Source organism: Micromonospora sp. KLBMP9576, assembly GCF_050941805.1.
GTDB lineage: Bacteria > Actinomycetota > Actinomycetes > Mycobacteriales > Micromonosporaceae > Micromonospora.
The window spans coordinates 4976576-4992239 of sequence record NZ_CP194567.1; the positions used below are offsets into that span (position 1 = coordinate 4976576).

Annotated in this window: 17 protein-coding genes, 1 pseudogene and 1 riboswitch; of the genes and pseudogenes, 9 read left to right on the forward strand and 9 right to left on the reverse strand. The window is 74.5% G+C overall.

Features of this window, described 5'->3' with window-relative positions; translation table 11 throughout:
• The 4 genes from ACQ452_RS21835 to ACQ452_RS21850 all read left to right on the forward strand — a co-directional run bounded on the left by ACQ452_RS21835 (position 1) and on the right by ACQ452_RS21850 (position 2350).
• Positions 1–867 carry a metal ABC transporter permease gene (locus ACQ452_RS21835; protein WP_433386970.1) on the forward strand — a complete coding sequence of 289 codons (867 nt, stop codon included), beginning with the start codon at positions 1–3 and terminating at the stop codon, positions 865–867.
• A 43-nt stretch (positions 868–910) separates the two neighbouring features.
• A complete protein-coding gene (locus ACQ452_RS21840) occupies positions 911–1210 on the forward strand; it encodes an ArsR/SmtB family transcription factor (RefSeq protein WP_433386971.1) in 300 nt (99 codons plus the stop codon).
• Complete coding sequence (locus tag ACQ452_RS21845; RefSeq protein WP_433386972.1) at positions 1207–1605, forward strand: Fur family transcriptional regulator; 399 nt, start codon at positions 1207–1209, stop codon at positions 1603–1605. The genes ACQ452_RS21840 and ACQ452_RS21845 overlap by 4 nt, the downstream gene beginning before the upstream one ends.
• Before the next feature lie 127 nt (positions 1606–1732).
• On the forward strand, positions 1733–2350 hold the full coding sequence (locus tag ACQ452_RS21850; RefSeq protein ID WP_433386973.1) for a hypothetical protein: 618 nt from the start codon (positions 1733–1735) through the stop codon (positions 2348–2350).
• Here the strand turns inward: ACQ452_RS21850 and ACQ452_RS21855 are convergent.
• The 3 genes from ACQ452_RS21855 to ACQ452_RS21865 form a co-directional block, all read right to left on the reverse strand.
• Positions 2340–2840 (reverse strand): DUF6328 family protein, encoded by a 501-nt coding sequence (locus ACQ452_RS21855; protein WP_433386974.1) that lies wholly within the window; start codon positions 2838–2840, stop codon positions 2340–2342. The genes ACQ452_RS21850 and ACQ452_RS21855 overlap by 11 nt on opposite strands.
• Before the next feature lie 206 nt (positions 2841–3046).
• Positions 3047–3796 carry a sugar isomerase domain-containing protein gene (locus ACQ452_RS21860; protein ID WP_433394316.1) on the reverse strand — a complete coding sequence of 250 codons (750 nt, stop codon included), beginning with the start codon at positions 3794–3796 and terminating at the stop codon, positions 3047–3049.
• A 62-nt stretch (positions 3797–3858) separates the two neighbouring features.
• Positions 3859–4689 (reverse strand): alpha/beta fold hydrolase, encoded by an 831-nt coding sequence (locus ACQ452_RS21865; RefSeq protein WP_433386975.1) that lies wholly within the window; start codon positions 4687–4689, stop codon positions 3859–3861.
• Between the two features lie 119 nt (positions 4690–4808).
• Positions 4809–4914, forward strand: a riboswitch (TPP riboswitch).
• Positions 4915–4985: 71 nt separating this feature from the next.
• Between ACQ452_RS21865 and ACQ452_RS21870 the strand changes: the two genes are divergently transcribed.
• From ACQ452_RS21870 to ACQ452_RS21880, 3 genes are all read left to right on the forward strand, one after another.
• Positions 4986–5576: an ECF transporter S component gene (locus tag ACQ452_RS21870; RefSeq protein WP_433386976.1), complete on the forward strand. Its 591-nt coding sequence runs from the start codon at positions 4986–4988 to the stop codon at positions 5574–5576.
• Positions 5577–5691: 115 nt separating this feature from the next.
• Complete coding sequence (locus tag ACQ452_RS21875) at positions 5692–7107, forward strand: ABC transporter ATP-binding protein (RefSeq protein WP_433386977.1); 1416 nt, start codon at positions 5692–5694, stop codon at positions 7105–7107.
• A gap of 76 nt (positions 7108–7183) precedes the next feature.
• The gene (locus ACQ452_RS21880) at positions 7184–7984 is read left to right on the forward strand and encodes an energy-coupling factor transporter transmembrane component T family protein (protein ID WP_433386978.1); all 801 of its coding nucleotides are present in this window, start codon (positions 7184–7186) and stop codon (positions 7982–7984) included.
• Positions 7985–8127: 143 nt separating this feature from the next.
• Here the strand turns inward: ACQ452_RS21880 and ACQ452_RS21885 are convergent, their stop codons facing one another.
• Positions 8128–8364 (reverse strand): hypothetical protein, encoded by a 237-nt coding sequence (locus tag ACQ452_RS21885; protein WP_433386979.1) that lies wholly within the window; start codon positions 8362–8364, stop codon positions 8128–8130.
• Positions 8365–8868: 504 nt separating this feature from the next.
• Here ACQ452_RS21885 and gndA point away from each other — a divergent pair.
• The gene (gene gndA / locus ACQ452_RS21890) at positions 8869–10311 is read left to right on the forward strand and encodes an NADP-dependent phosphogluconate dehydrogenase (RefSeq protein ID WP_433386980.1); all 1443 of its coding nucleotides are present in this window, start codon (positions 8869–8871) and stop codon (positions 10309–10311) included.
• A 134-nt stretch (positions 10312–10445) separates the two neighbouring features.
• Here the strand turns inward: gndA and ACQ452_RS21895 are convergent, their stop codons facing one another.
• The 3 genes from ACQ452_RS21895 to recO all read right to left on the reverse strand — a co-directional run bounded on the left by ACQ452_RS21895 (position 10446) and on the right by recO (position 12350).
• Entirely contained in the window at positions 10446–10631 is a 186-nt protein-coding gene (locus ACQ452_RS21895; RefSeq protein ID WP_433386981.1) for a hypothetical protein, read from the reverse strand.
• Between the two features lie 64 nt (positions 10632–10695).
• Positions 10696–11496, reverse strand: a complete 801-nt coding sequence (locus tag ACQ452_RS21900; RefSeq protein ID WP_433394318.1) for an isoprenyl transferase — start codon at positions 11494–11496, stop codon at positions 10696–10698.
• A gap of 11 nt (positions 11497–11507) precedes the next feature.
• Positions 11508–12350, reverse strand: coding sequence for a DNA repair protein RecO (gene recO / locus ACQ452_RS21905; RefSeq protein WP_433386982.1), 843 nt, complete (start codon positions 12348–12350; stop codon positions 11508–11510).
• Positions 12351–12450: 100 nt separating this feature from the next.
• On the opposite strand from recO, the gene ACQ452_RS21910 reads away from it, so the two are divergent.
• Positions 12451–13230: a DUF4097 family beta strand repeat-containing protein gene (locus tag ACQ452_RS21910; protein ID WP_433386983.1), complete on the forward strand. Its 780-nt coding sequence runs from the start codon at positions 12451–12453 to the stop codon at positions 13228–13230.
• 364 nt (positions 13231–13594) lie between these two features.
• Here ACQ452_RS21910 and ACQ452_RS21915 read toward each other — a convergent pair.
• Positions 13595–14596: pseudogene (locus ACQ452_RS21915) on the reverse strand (acyltransferase family protein); the annotation flags it as partial.
• Positions 14597–14763: 167 nt separating this feature from the next.
• Entirely contained in the window at positions 14764–15660 is an 897-nt protein-coding gene (gene era / locus ACQ452_RS21920) for a GTPase Era (RefSeq protein ID WP_433386984.1), read from the reverse strand.
• Positions 15661–15664 lie beyond the last annotated feature (4 nt).

Consider the following 15664-nt stretch of genomic DNA (forward strand, 5'->3'; position numbering starts at 1 on the left):
ATGGAACTCTTCCAGTACCCCTACATGCAGCGGGCCCTGATCGGGGCGCTGATCATCGGCCTGGCCGCCCCGGCGCTCGGCATCTACCTGGTGCAGCGGAAGCTCGCCCTGATCGGCGACGGGGTGGGGCACGTGGCGCTCACCGGCGTCGGCGCGGGCCTGCTGCTCAACCGCTCGCCGGTGCTCGTCGCGGTGATCGTGGCGACGCTCGGCGCGATCACCATCGAGGTGGTCCGGGCCCGGGGGCGCACCTCCGGCGACCTGGCCCTGGCCCTGCTCTTCTACGGCGGCATCGCGGGCGGCGTGACGCTGGTCGGGCTCTCCGACAGCACCAGCGCCAACCTCAACGCCTACCTGTTCGGGTCGCTGACCACGATCTCCGCGCCGGACCTGACCACCATCGCGGTGCTCGGCGCGGCGATCGGGGTGACCATGCTGGCGCTGCGCCCGGCCCTGTTCGCGGTCTGCCACGACGAGGAGTACGCCCGGGTCTCCGGCCTGCCGGTGCGCACGCTCAACATGCTGCTCGCCGTGGCCACCGCGGTCACCGTGACCATCGCGATGCGGGCCGTCGGCGTACTGCTGATCAGCGCGCTGATGGTGGTGCCGGTGGCCACCGCGCAGCAGGTGACCCGGGGCTTCCGCAGCACGATGGCGGCGGCGATGGCGCTCGGGCTCTTCGCCGCCGGCTCCGGGGTCTGGGTGGCCGCGAACGCCGACACCGCCCCCGGCGCCTCGGTGGTGCTGATGGCGATCGCCTCGTTCGCGGTGGTCGCGGTCCTCGGCGCGGTGTGGCGGGCGCTGCGCCGGCGACGCGCCCCCGACGCCGCCGCCGCACCCGAGCCGCACGAGGTGGTGCTCCAGTGATCCTGCTCAGCGCCGCGCCGGTGGGATTGGTTACCGTTACGAGGTGACCGACGGATCGGGCTACGAGGCCTTCGAGGGCGCCAGCGAGCTGCTGCGCGCGCTCTCCGCGCCGATCCGGCTGGCCATCGTCAGCGAGCTCGCCGACGGCGAGCGCTGCGTCCACGAGCTGGTCGACAAGCTCGGCGCCGCACAGCCACTGGTCTCCCAGCACCTGCGCGTGCTGCGGGGCGCCGGCGTGGTGCGCGGCTCCCGGCGGGGGCGCGAGATCGCGTACGCGCTGGTCGACGAGCACGTCGCACACATCGTGGCCGACGCGGTGAGCCACGCCGGGGAGGGATCATGACCGTGACGGGCACCCCCGTCCGCAACACGCGGCAGCGCTCGGCGGTCAGCGCCCTGCTCGCCGAGCTGGCGGGCTTCCACAGCGCACAGGAGCTGCACGCCATGCTGCGCTCGCGCGGCGAACGGGTGGGGCTGACCACCGTCTACCGCACGCTGCAGGGGCTCGCCGACGCGGGCGAGATCGACGTGATGCGCCCGCCGGGCGGCGAGCACCTCTACCGCCGGTGCAGCGAGGGCCACCACCACCACCTGGTCTGCCGGGTCTGCGGCCGCACCGTGGAGGTGGCGGGGCCGACGGTGGAGAGCTGGGCCGAACGGGTGGCCGCCAAGCACGGCTACGCCGACGTCAGCCACACCCTGGAGATCTTCGGCACCTGCCCGCCCTGCGCGGGCTGACCCACCCGGCCGTGCGCCCGGCCGTGCGCCCGCCCCTGGCCCGCCCGGCGGTGCGCCCGCCCCTGGCCCGCCCGGCGGTACGCCCGCCCCTGGCCCGCCCGGTGCCGCGCGTGGCACGCTGTCCGGCGTGAAGATCTACGCCGATCGTTTTCCGTCCGCCGTCCGACAGCTCATCACCGACCTGCTCGTCGTCGCCTGGGTGTACGGCGCGATCCGCGGCGCGCTGTGGCTGCACGACCTCGTCCAGAAGCTCGCCGTACCCGGCCAGAAGCTGGAGGGGGCCGGCGGCGGGCTGGCCGACAACCTGGCCGAGGCGGGCGGCAAGGTCGGCCGGCTGCCACTGGTCGGCGACGAGCTGACCGCGCCCTTCGAACGGGCCGCCGGCGCCGCCCGCTCGCTGGCCGAGGCCGGGCGGGACCAGCAGGCGCTGGTGGACCAGCTCGCCCTCGCGCTGGCCGTCGCCGTGCTGGTCTTCCCGCTCGGCCTGGTGCTCTTCGGCTGGCTCCCGCTGCGGGTGCGCTGGATGCGCCGGGCCGCCTCGGCGGCGAAGCTGGCCGCCGCCCCCGCCGGCCGGGACCTGCTCGCCCTGCGGGCGCTGGCCACCCAGCCGTTGGGGCGGCTGACCCGGATCGCGCCCGACGTGGCCGAGGCGTGGCGGCGCGGCGACGACGCCACAGTCGACGCCCTCGCCGCGCTGGAGCTGCGCCAACTCGGCCTGCGGGGTGGCCGCCCGGTCAGTCGCTAAGGGACTGCGGCTCGTCGTCGGCCTCCTCGGGGTCGTCCTCCCCCCAGCTGCGCCGGGAGAACGGCAGGAACATCCAGAAGGTGAGGAACCACAGCGCGGTGAGGCCGCTGAGCAGCAGGGCGATGCCCGTGTCCAGCACGAAGTCGGTGATCAGCAGCACCGCGCTGACCATCGCGATCAGCATGAAGGCGAGACCGCCGCTGGCCATCCGGTGGGCGAACCGGACCAGCTCCGGCTTGCGGCCCTGCCGGAACAGCGCGCGGTGGAACGCCACCGGAGAAATGATCATCGCGGTGGCGGCGGCGGCCGCCAGCAGCGCGACGATGTAGATGTCCTTCTGGAAGGCGCTGGTCTTGTCGAAGCCGTTGCTGAACGGCAGGGTGAGGAGGAAGGCGAAGAGAATCTGCACACCGGTCTGCGCGACCCGCAACTCCTGGAGCAGGTCGGCGAAGTTGCGCTGCCAGCGCTGCTTCTCGGTTTCCTTGGTCACGCGCCACCTCCGGTCGGACGGTGCCGCTGGCGGGGGTGGCCGGCGGCAGCATCGCTGATGCCCCACCGGCCGGCGCGCGAAACCGACTCACGTCACCGCCGGACGCGCCGCCCGTGCAGGCGGCGACAGCCGTCGCATCCGGCCGTCCACGGCCACCTGTGCGCGCGAGCTGCCCGGCCGACGCCCCCGCCGTGAGCCGGCCGCCGTCAGGAGCCGCGCCGGATGCGGCCCGCGTACCGGGCCTCCAGGGCGTTGTTGTGCTCGTCGCCGCCCGTGATGTTCGCCGACAGGTAGACCGGGGGCCGTTCGCCCGCGGCCAGCAGCCGGGCCACCACCTCGACCGTGATCTGCTGCGCCAGCAGCGCCGCGGTGATCGACGAGACCGCGCCGACCGCGCCGCCACCGGGCAGCGGCAGCGTCGCGTCGCCGTACGGGGCGCCGTTGTCCAGCACCACGTCGGCGAAGTCGGCGAGCTTGCGTCCGGACGGGTGGCGCGAGGTCATCTGCCCGGAGTGCCGCGCCGAGGTGATCGCCACCAGCCCGTGCCCCTTCTCCTTGACCAGCGAGGCGAACTCGACCATCGCGCCGTTCACCCCCGAGTTGGAGGCGAGCACGAAGACGTCCCGGGGGCCGACGGGGGCCAGCTCGTAGAGGCGGTGCGCCACCGACGGGTCGCGCTCCAGCGTCGGGCCGAGCACGTCCGCCGGGGCGCCGCCGACCAGGACCAGGTCCCGCAGGGCGATCCGGTTGGTCGGGACCAGTCCCCCGGCCCGCCCGGCGATCTCCATGGCCAGGGCCTCGGAGTGGCCGGTGCCGAACGCGTGGACCACCCCGTCGGCGCGTACCGCCTCGGCGATCAGGTCGGCGGCGCGCCCCACCGCCTCGCGTTGGCTCTCGGCCACCCGGTTCAGGGTGGTGGTGAGCGCGGCCAGGAAGCCGTCGGCGGTCACCGTCAGGTGTGCCTCGTCCATGTCGTACCTCCGTCAGGGGGGTGGGGGCGGGCGGCGTCGCGGGAGGGTCAGACCAGGTCCTGCGTCCGGTCCAGGATCGCCTCGGTCAGCGGGGTGGGCGCCTCGTCGGGGATCCAGTGACTCACCCGGGGCAGCTCGACGAGACGGTAGTCGGCCCGCACGTGCCCGGCGCAGGCCTCGGCCGCGGTGCGGCCGATCGCGATGTCGCGCTCGCTCCACACGAACGTGGTCGGCACCGCCACCGGCCCGACGACCGCCAGGTCACGGCGGGACATGGCGCGGTACCAGTTCAGCGCGGCCGTCAGGGCGCCCGGCTCGCGCATCGGGTCCGCGTACGCGCCCACCCGCGCGTCGTCGCCGACGCCGTGCATCATCCGACGCAGTCCCATCGCGTTCAGCGCCAGCAGCGCCCGCTCCGCCGCGCCGGGCCTGCGGAACAGCGTCATGTACGCCGAGCGCGCCCGCTGCCCCGGGTCCTCGGCCAGCGCCCGCGCCATCGCGGCGGGATGCGGCACCGAGACGGCGGTCAGCGTCCGGACCCGCTCGGGGTGGCCGGCCGCGACGGCCCAGGCCACGATCGCGCCCCAGTCGTGGCCCACCAGGTGCGCCGCGTCGACGCCTAACGCGTCGAGTACGCCCACCGCGTCGGCGACCAGCTCCGGCAGCCGGTACGCCTCGACGGCCTCGGGGCGTGCGCCCGGCGAGTAGCCCCGCTGGTCCGGGGCGTACGTGCGCAGGCCGGCGGCGTGCAGCGCGGGCACCACGTCGTCGAACTCCCCGCCGTGCTGGGGGAAGCCGTGCAGCAGCAGGACGGGCGTGCCGCCCTCGGGTCCGCCGGCGCGGACGTCGAACGTGAACCCCCGGGCCTCGATCCGCATGATCGTGAGCCTACCCAGCGCCGGGGCGGGTCACTCGCACCCTCGCTCGCGCCGCCGGACCGCGATGGGATCACTTTGTCCGACGATCTTCAGAGGTGTTAGCGTCAGCGACACAACTTCATATCCGACAGGGGAGCGCACAGCGCTGAGAGTGCGGGCACCGCCCGCAGACCCTCGAACCTGATCTGGGTAATGCCAGCGCAGGGAGTTCGGTCGACCTCCAGCCGCGTCGACGTCCGGCACATCCGGGCGCGGCGTGCGTCTTCTCCTGGTTCAACTCTGGACTGGGAGCAACCATGCGAGACAACAACACCACCCGGTGGCGCACCGTCGACGTCGTCGTCGCCGCGGTGATCGCGGTGGCCTTCGGCGTCATCTTCTGGGCCTGGGGCCTGCTGTGGCGGGCCGTCGACCCGGCGTTCGCGTTCTTCCCCGCCGGCCAGGCGATCATGTACGGCGTGTGGCTGGTCCCGGCCGTCCTCGGCGGCCTGGTGATCCGCAAGCCGGGCGCGGCGCTCTTCTGCGAGGCGGTCGCGGCGACCGTCTCGGCGCTGCTCGGCGCGGAGTGGGGCGGCGTCACCATCGTCCAGGGCCTGATCCAGGGCCTCGGTGCCGAGCTGGCCTTCGCGGCGTTCCGGTACCGCTCGTTCCGGCTACCCACCGCACTCATCGCGGGTGCGCTGACCGGCCTCGGCGCGGCCCTGTTCGACTTCTTCGTGTGGAACAGCGAGTACGCGCTGGCCGGTTACCGCATCCCGTACGCCCTGCTCACCATCGTCAGCGCCACGGTCGTAGCCGGCGCCGGCGCCTGGACCCTGACCCGCGCCCTGTCCACCACGGGCGCCCTCGACCGCTTCCCCGCCGCCCGCGACCGCCCCCTGATCTGACCCGCCCCACCTACCGCCCACCCGTGTCGATCATGAGGTTGTTGTCACGACACGCCGTGCGGAATGACAACAACCTCATGATCGACGCCTGCGGACAGGGCTGAAGGGGGACGGCGTGGGGGGTGTGGTCTTGAGGGGGTTCGGGTGGCGGCACGCCGGGCGGCGGGCGTGGGCCGTACGCGGGGTCGATCTGCGCGTCGAGGTCGGCGAGCGGGTGCTGCTGTTGGGCCCGTCCGGGGCCGGCAAGAGCACCCTGCTCGCCGCGCTGGCCGGGCTGCTGCCGGAGGACTCGGGCGAGCAGGAGGGCACCGTCGAGATCGACGGGCTCGACCCCCGCAAGGGCCGCGAACGGGTGGGCATCGTCTTCCAGGACCCGCAGACCCAGCTCGTGATGGCCCGCAGCGGCGACGACGTGGCGTTCGGGCTGGAGAACCGCGGCATCCCCGCCGGGGAGATCTGGCCCCGCGTCGACGAGGCGCTGGCCCGGGTCGGCTTCCCGTACCCGCGCGACCGACCCACCGCCGCGCTCTCCGGCGGCGAACAGCAGCGCCTCGCCCTGGCCGGGGTGCTGGCCCTGCGCCCCGGGCTGCTGCTGCTCGACGAGCCGACCGCCAACCTCGACCCGACCGGCGCGGCACTGATCCGGGCGGCGGTGGCCGGCGCGCTGGACGCCGACACCACGTTGATCCTGGTCGAGCACCGGGTCGCCGAGGCGCTGCCCCTGGTCGACCGGGTGGTCGTGCTCGAACCCGGCGGCGGCGTCCGCGCGGACGGCACGCCCGAGGCCGTCTTCGGCACGCACGGGGACGCGCTCGCGGCCGAGGGCGTCTGGGTGCCGGGCCGTCCGGTACCGCACCGGCGCGCGGGCGCCCCGGCCGGCGACGTGTTGCTCGCCGCCGACCGGCTCGGCCTGCCGCCCCGGCTGGCCGCCACCGAGCTGGCCGTACGCGCCGGCGAGGCGCTCGCCGTCCTCGGGCCGAACGGGGCCGGCAAGTCGACCCTGGCGCTGCTGCTCGGCGGCCTGCTCAAGCCGGGGACCGGCCGCGTCAAGGCCACGCCGGCGCTGGCCGGCGCCGACGCCCGCACCGCACCGCACCGCTGGCCGGCAGCGGCGCTGGCCCGGCGGATCGGCTCGGTCTTCCAGGACCCGGAGCACCAGTTCGTCACCAACACCGTCCACGACGAGCTGGCGCTCGGCCCGCGCCGGGCCGGCCGGTCCGACGCGGCGGTCCGGGCCGTGGTGGACGGGTTGCTCGCCCGGCTGCGGTTGACGGCGCTCGCGGGGGCGAACCCGTACACCCTCTCCGGCGGGGAGGCGCGGCGGCTGAGCGTGGCGACCGCCCTCGCCGCCGCGCCCCGCCTGCTCGTCTGCGACGAACCGACCTTCGGCCAGGACCGGCGCACCTGGCTGGAACTGGTGGACCTCTTCGCCGAGCTGCGCGACGCCGGGTGCGGCCTGGTCGCCGTCACCCACGACTCGGAGTTCGTGGCCGCGCTGGCGGACCGTCAGCTCACCCTGGAGCGCCCGTGACCGGCCCGCAGCGGCTCACGACCGGCCCGTCACCGCGCCGCGCGGCCGGCGCGACCAGCCCGGACCGGGGGCGGGCATGATCAGTTTCGAGCCGGTCGCCGCGCCGCGGGCGCCGCTGGCCCGGCGCAACCCGGTGGCCAAGCTCGCCGCCGCGTTGCTGTTCTCGTTCATCCTGATCGCCACCCTCGACCCGGTGGCCCCGGCCATCGCGATCGCCGTGGAGCTGGCCGTGCTGCCGTTGTTCGGGGTCCGGCTGCGGGTGCTGGCGCGGCGGGCCTGGCCGCTGCTCGTCGGCGCGGGCGGCGTGGTGGTGACGCTGGTGCTCTTCGCGGCCGAGCGCTCCGGCCGGGTGCTGGTCGAGGCCGGCCCGGCGGTGGTCACCTCCGGGGTGCTGCTCACCGCGCTCGGCCTGGTGCTGCGCATGTTCGCGGTGGCGCTGCCCGGTGTGATCGTCTTCGCCACCACCGATCCCACCGACCTGGCGGACGCGCTGGTCCAGAACGCGAAGGCGCCGGCCCGGTTCGCCATCGGCGCGCTGGCCGCGTTCCGGCTGGTGCCGCTGCTCGGGCAGGAGTGGCAGATGATCTCCATGGCCCGTCGTGCCCGGGGGATCGAGGCGGGCCGAAACCCGCTGGCGAAGCTGCGGCTGTTCGTGTCCACGGCCTTCGCGTTGCTGGTCGGGGCGATCCGTCGGGGCACCCGGTTGGCCGTGGCGATGGACGCCCGGGGCTTCGACGCGGCAACACCGCGCACCGTCGCCCGACGCCAACGCTTCGTCCTCGCCGACGGCCTGTTGATCATCGGCGCGGCGGCGCTGGCCGGGGCCGCGTTGACAGTCAGCGTCCTGCTCGGCACCTTCCGCCCGTTGATCGGCTGACCCCCGTCAGCCGCCGACCGGCGCAGGAGCGGCCGACCGGCGCAGGAGTGGCCGACCGGCGCAGGAGTGGCCGACCGGCGCAGGAGTGGCCGACCGGCCGGGTGGAGCCTCGCCCGGTGGCGGGACTCCACCCGGCGGCGCGGTCAGCTGCGCCGGAAGGCGTAGCGGCGGGCCTGCCCGGCCTTCTGGTGGCGCAGCGCGCCGGAGCGGCCGGTGCCGGAGACCGGCGGACCGGCCTTCGGCGCCGCCGGCCGGTCGACCGGCAGCGCCGGCACGACGGGCGCGACCGCCACCTCGTCGAGGTTGACCGGCGTCAGCTCCGTGACGGGCGGCGTGGGCAGGGTGGTACGGGGCTTCTTCGGCTTGCGCTTGGCGGGCATCCGATGCCTCCTTGGTCTGCGGGCCCTGCGCACCGGAGCGACGTCCGGTGCGCGGGACCCGCCTCGTCGGGTGACCGTCGCGTGACGGTCGGGCGGGGATCGGGACTGCTGCCCGGAATCGACCACGGAGGACACCACCGCCTCGGCGGCAGGTGCGGAATGCGGACGCCCGGGAGCACGCGGACCCGCAGTCGCAGGGCGACGGGGTCGGCTCGGAGATGGGGCGTCAGATGCGCATGCCCACACGCTAACCACCGGTGCCCCCGCACGCACCCGAATTACCGGACGACTTCGGGGCGACGGCGGCCACGCCCGGCACGAAGCAGCTCGGACGCGGCGGTCGGCGCGACAGCCCGGCAGGGCACGACGATGGCACCACCGGCGCTCAGGAGCTGACGGTGCCGGCAGCCAGGTCCCGGTCGGGCTGTCCGCGACGCGCCGCGCGACCCCGGCACGCCGCGATACGGTCGCAGCAGGGGGCGGTGTCGACGGCGGAGGCGGCGGATGGCGGAGCGGGCGGCGGCGCGGATCGGCGTGACGGGGCTGGCGGTGATGGGCCGCAACCTGGCCCGCAACCTGGCCCGCAACGGCTTCGTCGTGGCGGTGCACAACCGCTCGCCGGAGCGCATCCGCGACCTGGTCGCGGAGCACGGCGACGAGGGCACGTTCCTGCCTGCCGAGTCGATGGCCGACTTCGTGGCGTCGCTGCGACGGCCCCGGGCGCTCATCGTGATGGTCAAGGCGGGCGGGCCCACCGACGCCGTGCTCGACGAGCTGGTCCCGCTGCTCGACGCCGGCGACATCGTCGTGGACTGCGGCAACGCCCACTTCGCCGACACCCGCCGCCGCGAGGAGGCGCTGCGGGCGCACGGCCTGCACTTCGTCGGCACCGGCGTCTCCGGCGGTGAGGAGGGCGCCCTGCGCGGCCCGAGCATCATGCCGGGCGGCTCGGCGGAGTCGTACCGGACCCTCGGGCCGATCTTCGAGCAGATCGCCGCCCAGGTCGACGGGGTGCCGTGCTGCCGGCACATCGGCCCGGACGGCGCCGGGCACTTCGTGAAGATGGTGCACAACGGCATCGAGTACGCCGACATGCAGCTCATCGCCGAGGCGTACGACCTGCTGCGGTCCGGGCTGGGCGCGCGGCCGGCGGAGATCGCGGAGATCTTCCGCGGCTGGAACTCCGGCGAGCTGGAGTCCTTCCTGATCGAGATCACCGCGGACGTGCTGGCGCACACCGACGCGGCCACCGGGCGGGCGTTCGTGGACGTCGTGCTGGACCGCGCCGAGCAGAAGGGCACCGGCCGCTGGACTGTGCAGAGCGCACTCGACCTGGGCATCCCCATCACCGGCATCGCCGAGGCGACCTTCGCCCGGTCGCTGTCCGGGCACGCGGACCAGCGCGAGGCGGCCCGCCGGGCGTTCCCGGACGCGGGTGAGGGCTGGCGGGTCGACGACCCCGACGCCTTCGTCGAGGACGTCCGCCGCGCGCTGCTCGCCTCGAAGATCGTGGCGTACGCGCAGGGCTTCGACCAGATCAGCGCCGGCTCCCGCGAGTACGACTGGGGCATCGACCTGGGCGGCACCGCGACGATCTGGCGGGGCGGCTGCATCATCCGGGCCCGCTTCCTCGACCGCATCCGGCAGGCGTACGACGAGCGGCCCGACCTGCCGACGCTGCTGGTGGCGCCGTGGTTCGCGGACGCCGTACGCGACGGCGTGCCGAGCTGGCGGCGGGTGGTGGCCGAGGCGGCCCGGGCCGGGGTGCCGGCGCCCGCGTTCGCCTCGTCGCTGGCGTACTTCGACGCGCTGCGCGCACAGCGGCTGCCCGCCGCCCTGATCCAGGGCCTGCGGGACAACTTCGGGGCACACACCTACCAGCGGGTGGACCGCGAGGGCACCTTCCACACCCGCTGGGCCGCCGACCGCACCGAGGTCGAGGCCTGACCCCCGACCGGCCGCCCCGGCCCGGCCCGACGCCCGGCCCCACGCCGCGGTGGGCGACCCGCCCCGGCAGGGGCGTTTCGCGGGCACCGCGACCACGGGACCGGCGGGCGGGCCGGGCCGGGGTGGCGCGGAGGTCAGAAGAAGCGGCGACGCTTCGCCTTCTGCGGGCGGAGCATGTCGGCGCCCCGGGTGAGCAGCCGGCTCACCCCGGTCGGGCCACGGCGGGCCTCCAGCGTGTGGCTCAGCCGGCGCGCGCCCGCCGCCGCCAACGGCACGGCGACGGCCATCATCGCCCACTGGGCAATGCGCTTCTGGATCATGTGGGTTCACCTCCGTCGGTGGCTGCTGACCGAGGTGGTACCCCGTACGGCCGGTCGGTAAGCCTCAGGCCGGCGGCGGGGCGACCGGGTTGGGCAGCGCGCCGCCGAACCGCCGGTCCCGCTGCGCGTACAGCTCGCAGGCGTACCACAGGTGCCGGCGGTCGAAGTCGGGCCAGAGCGTGTCGAGGAAGATCAACTCGGCGTACGCGGTCTGCCAGAGCAGGAAGTTCGAGATCCGTTCCTCGCCGGAGGGGCGCAGGAACAGGTCCACCTCGGGGACCTCCGGGTGGTAGAGGTATTTCGCGATGGTCTTCTCGGTGACCTTCTCCGGGTCCAACCGGCCCGCCGCGACGTCCCGGGCGATGCCGGCGGCGGCGTCGGCGATCTCGGCCTGGCCGCCGTAGTTGACGCAGAACTGGAGGGTCAACGTCGAGTTGCCCCGGGACATCTCCTCGGCCGTCTGCAACTCGGAGATGACGCTCTTCCAGAGCCGGCCGCTCCGGCCGGACCAGACCACCCGCACCCCCAGCTCCACCAGCTGGTCGCGGCGGCGCCGGATGACGTCGCGGTTGAAGCCCATCAGGAACCGGACCTCGTCCGGCGAGCGCCGCCAGTTCTCCGTGGAGAAGGCGTACGCCGACAGGTAGGGGATGCCCAGCTCGATGGCGCCCTCGATGGTGTCGAAGAGGGAGAACTCCCCCGCCTCGTGGCCCTTCGTGCGGGGCAGCCCACGGTCCTTGGCCCAGCGGCCGTTGCCGTCCATCACCACGGCGACGTGCTTCGGCACCGCCCCGGCGGGCAGCGCCGGCGGCCGGGCACCCGACGGGTGCGCAGTCGGCGGCACCGGCTCGCGACGCCCGGCCATCATCGATCGGATCACTCGGTTCTCCCCCTGCTCACGCCGTCCGCACCGGTCCCGCCGCCGCGCGACTGCGGGCCGGATCCGGCCGCCGGACCGCCCCGGTCGACCAGCGGCAGCGAGCGTAGCGCGCGCTCCAGGTGCCACTGCAGGTGTGCCGCGACCAGGCCGCTGCACTCCCGGCGTACGCCGCTCTCGGTCGCGTCGGCGACCCGCCAGTCGCCGGTGGTCAGCGCGGACATCAGGTCGATGGTGGCCGGGGCCGGGTGGGCCGCGCCGGGCGGGCGACAGTCGGGGCAGACCGCGCCACCCGCCGGTACGGAGAACGCCCGGTGCCGCCCCGGGGTGCCGCAGACGGCGCAGGCGGTCAGCGCCGGCGCCCAGCCCGCCAGCGTCATGCCGCGCAGCAGGTACGCGTCGAGCAGCAGCGTGGTGGCGTGGCTGCCCTCGGCGAGCGCCCGCAGCGCGCCCAGGGTGAGCTGGAACAACCGCAGCGACGGCTCCCGCTCGACGGGGGTGAGCCGCTCGGCGGTCTCGGCGATCGCGCTGGCGGCCGTGTAGCGGGAGTAGTCGCCGAGGAACCGCCTGCCGTAGAGGTCGATCCCCTCGACCTGGCTGACGGTGTGCAGCGAGCTGCCCAGGTTGCCCTTCGGGTCGCCGGCGAGCTGGAGATCGACGTGACCGAACGGCTCAAGCCGGGCGCCGAACTTGCTTGTGGTGCGGCGGATGCCCCGGGCCACGGCCCGCAGCCGGCCGTGCCGGCGGGTGAGCAGGGTGATGATCCGGTCGGACTCGCCGAGTTTCTGCACACGCAGGACCACCGCGTCGTCGCGGTAGAGCTGTCGGCGGTACCCGGTCACCGGAGCATTCTCTCTCGGGGTGCGGAATCAGGGTCAGCTCGGGGTCTGCGCGTGCGGAACCCCGATGTGCGGGGCGGCTCGCGCCGCTTAGCGTGCTCGCATGGCTCAACACCGCACCGCCGTCGCGCTCCTCGCTGCGGCCGCCACCCTGATGGTCTCCGCCGGGTGCGAGAACCTGTCCTCCCGCCGGCTCGACTACGACAACACCGAGGCGGCCCGGATCAGCAGCATCCGGTTGCTCCCGGGGGCCGGCGACGTGACCGTCCGCGCCAGCGGCCCGCAGGACGAGGTACGGATCAAGCGGGTCGTGCGCTACCACGGCGGCCAGCCCGACACCGCGTACGAGATCAAGGGTGCCGAACTGGTGCTGGACACCGACTGCGGCAACCGGTGCAGCATCTCCTACGAGGTCACCGCCCCGGCCGGGGTGGGTGTGCAGGGCGAGGTCGGATCCGGGAACATCGACCTCAGCAAGGTCGGCCGGGTGGAGGTGCTTTCCGGCTCGGGCAACATCCGGGTGGTCGACGCCGGCGGCCCCGTACGCGCCGAGGCCGGGTCCGGCAACGTCGACGTCGACGAGGTCGCGGCGGCGGCGACGCTGCGCGTCTCCTCGGGCAACATCACCGGCCGCCGCCTCGGTGGCGGGGTGGACGCCGAGGCCGGTTCCGGCAACGTCACCGTCGACCTCACGGCGCCCGCGTCGGCGCGGGCGCACGCCGGCAGCGGAAACGTCGAGCTGGTCGTGCCGGCGGGCCGCTACCGGGTGCGCTCCAGCACCGGCAGCGGCGACGCCGAGTTGGGCGTGCCCGACGACCCGTCCGCCGCGCTGGTGCTCGACCTCTCCACGGGCAGCGGCCACGTGGCCCTCACCCAGCGTTGATCTCAGCGGTTTCCGGCTCCCGCGCGGCCCGGGGCACCGGCACCGCCGCCCGCCCGGCGGCCCGGTCGTCGCCGCCGCGTACGTCGGCCCCGGTGGGGTGGGCGGGGCGCGGGCGGTGCACAGCGGCGACGTCGCCGACGCGCACGTCGACCCCGGGCGGGTGGGCGGTGCCCGGGGCGTCGCCGGTGTCGGCGGTGGCCGGGCGGTCAGCCGGACGGGCGGCGGCCACGGGGGCGGTGGCCGGGCGGTCAGCCGGACGGGCGGCGGCCACGGGGGCGGTGTCCGGGCCGTCGGCCGACCTGGCGGCGGCCACCAGGGCGGTCGCCGGGGCGGCGGCGGAACGGGCGGCGGTCCCCCGGTCGGGGCGGGAGCCGCCGGGGATGAGCTCCGGCGGCCGGCCGGCCGCCACGTCCTCCACCCACCCGAACAGGGCGGTCACCACGGCGACCAGCGCGAAGACCAGCGCCACCCGGATCGCCAGGCCCAGCGGGTCCTGGTGCGACCAGCCCACCACGTCGACCAGTGGGGTGAGCGCCACCACGAACGGCATGTGCCACAGGTAGACGGTGAGCGCCCGCCGGTTGAACACGGTGACCACGCGGCCGAACACGGCGCTGCGGTCCACCCAGGACGCGCTCGCCGGCCCCCGACCGAACAGCACGAGGACGAAGGCCGCCGACCAGAGGGCGTTGCCCAGGGGGTTGTCGTTCAGGTCGTACCCGCGAGGGCCGGGATGGGTGACGATCCAGGCGGCGCCGGCGGCGGCGAGGGCCAGCGCGACCGGCACCAGCACCCGGTTGGTCAGGCGGCGCAGCATGCCGGCCTGGTGGGCGAAGCCCAGCAGCCACGCCCCGAAGTAGAGCCCGAACTGGTGCAACGCCGTCGGCAGCGCCGGGAGCAGGCCCAGCTCGGCCGCCACGAGCAGGGCGTACGGGGCTATCAGGGTGGGCAGCGGGGCCCGCCGGAACAGCCAGAGGGCCACCGGCGAGGCGAGCACGAACCAGAGGTAGTCGCGCAGGTACCAGATCACGCTGAGCGCGATCGCGCCCCAGTCGTTGGCCGGTGGGTCGGTGACGGGGAAGAACCAGAGCAGCACCCTCGGGCTCAGCGGGAGCCCGGTGAGCAGCATGGCGGGCACGAAGATCGCGGCGAGCACCCAGAGCGACGGCAGCAGGCGCCGCAGCCGGCGGACCACCGCCCTGCGCCCCCACTTGTGCAGTGAGGCCGCCATCAGCGAACCGGCCAGCGCGAACATCACCGACATCGCCGGGAAGACGAGGGTCAGCGTGGCCCAACCGGTGACGTGGTAGACGACGACTCGAACGATGGCCAGGAAGCGGAGCAGGTCCAGGTATCTGTTTCGCATCAGCCTGCATCTATGTCCGGGAATACGGGGGCTCTCCTATGCCTACCCGCCATAACGCCTGCGGCAAACAGCAGGCGGCCCTTCCGGACGTGAAATCCTCCATAGGCGCGACCGGAAACGATCGCCCCGAGGGCGGGCCGGGGGCGCGACCGCCCCCGGCCCGACGCTCAGAAGCCCAGCTTACGAAGCTGCCTCGGGTCCCGCTGCCAGTCCTTCGCCACCCGGACGTGCAGGTCGAGGTAGACCCGGGTGCCGAGCAGCTCCTCGATCTGCCGGCGGGCCACGGTGCCGACGTGCTTGAGCCGGCTGGCCTGGTGACCGATCACGATCGCCTTTTGACTGGGTCGTTCGACGTACACGTCGGCGTAGATCCGCATGAGCTTGCCCTCGGGGATCATCTCCTCGACGACCACCGCGATGGAGTGCGGCAGCTCGTCGCGGACACCCTCCAGCGCGGCCTCCCGGATCAACTCCGCGACCAGCACCTGTTCCGGGTCGTCGGTGAGCATGTCGTCCGGATAGAGCTGCGGCGACTCCGGCAGGTAGCCGGTCATCACGTCGACCAGGGTGTCCAGCTGATGCCCGGAGACCGCGCTGACCGGCACCACGGCGGCGAACTCGCCCAGCTCGCTGACCGCGAGCAACTGCTCGGCCAGCCGCTTGCGGTCCACCAGGTCGGTCTTCGTGACCACCGCCAGCACGGTGGCCTTCAGCTCCGCCAGCTCGCCGGTGATGAACCGGTCGCCCCGCCCGACCGGCTCGTCGGCCGGAATGCAGAGGCCGATCACGTCGACCTCGCTCCAGGTCTGCCGGACCAGGTCGTTGAGGCGCTCCCCGAGCAACGTGCGCGGGCGGTGCAGCCCCGGGGTGTCGACCAGCACGAGCTGGGACTCCGGGCGGTGCAGGATCGCCCGGATGATGTGCCGGGTCGTCTGCGGCTTGTTCGAGGTGATGGCGATCTTCTGCCCGATGATCGCGTTGGTCAGCGTCGACTTGCCGGCGTTCGGGCGGCCGACGAAACAGGCGAAGCCCGCCCGGTAGGGGCGCTGCGTAAGGTCGCTCACGCCG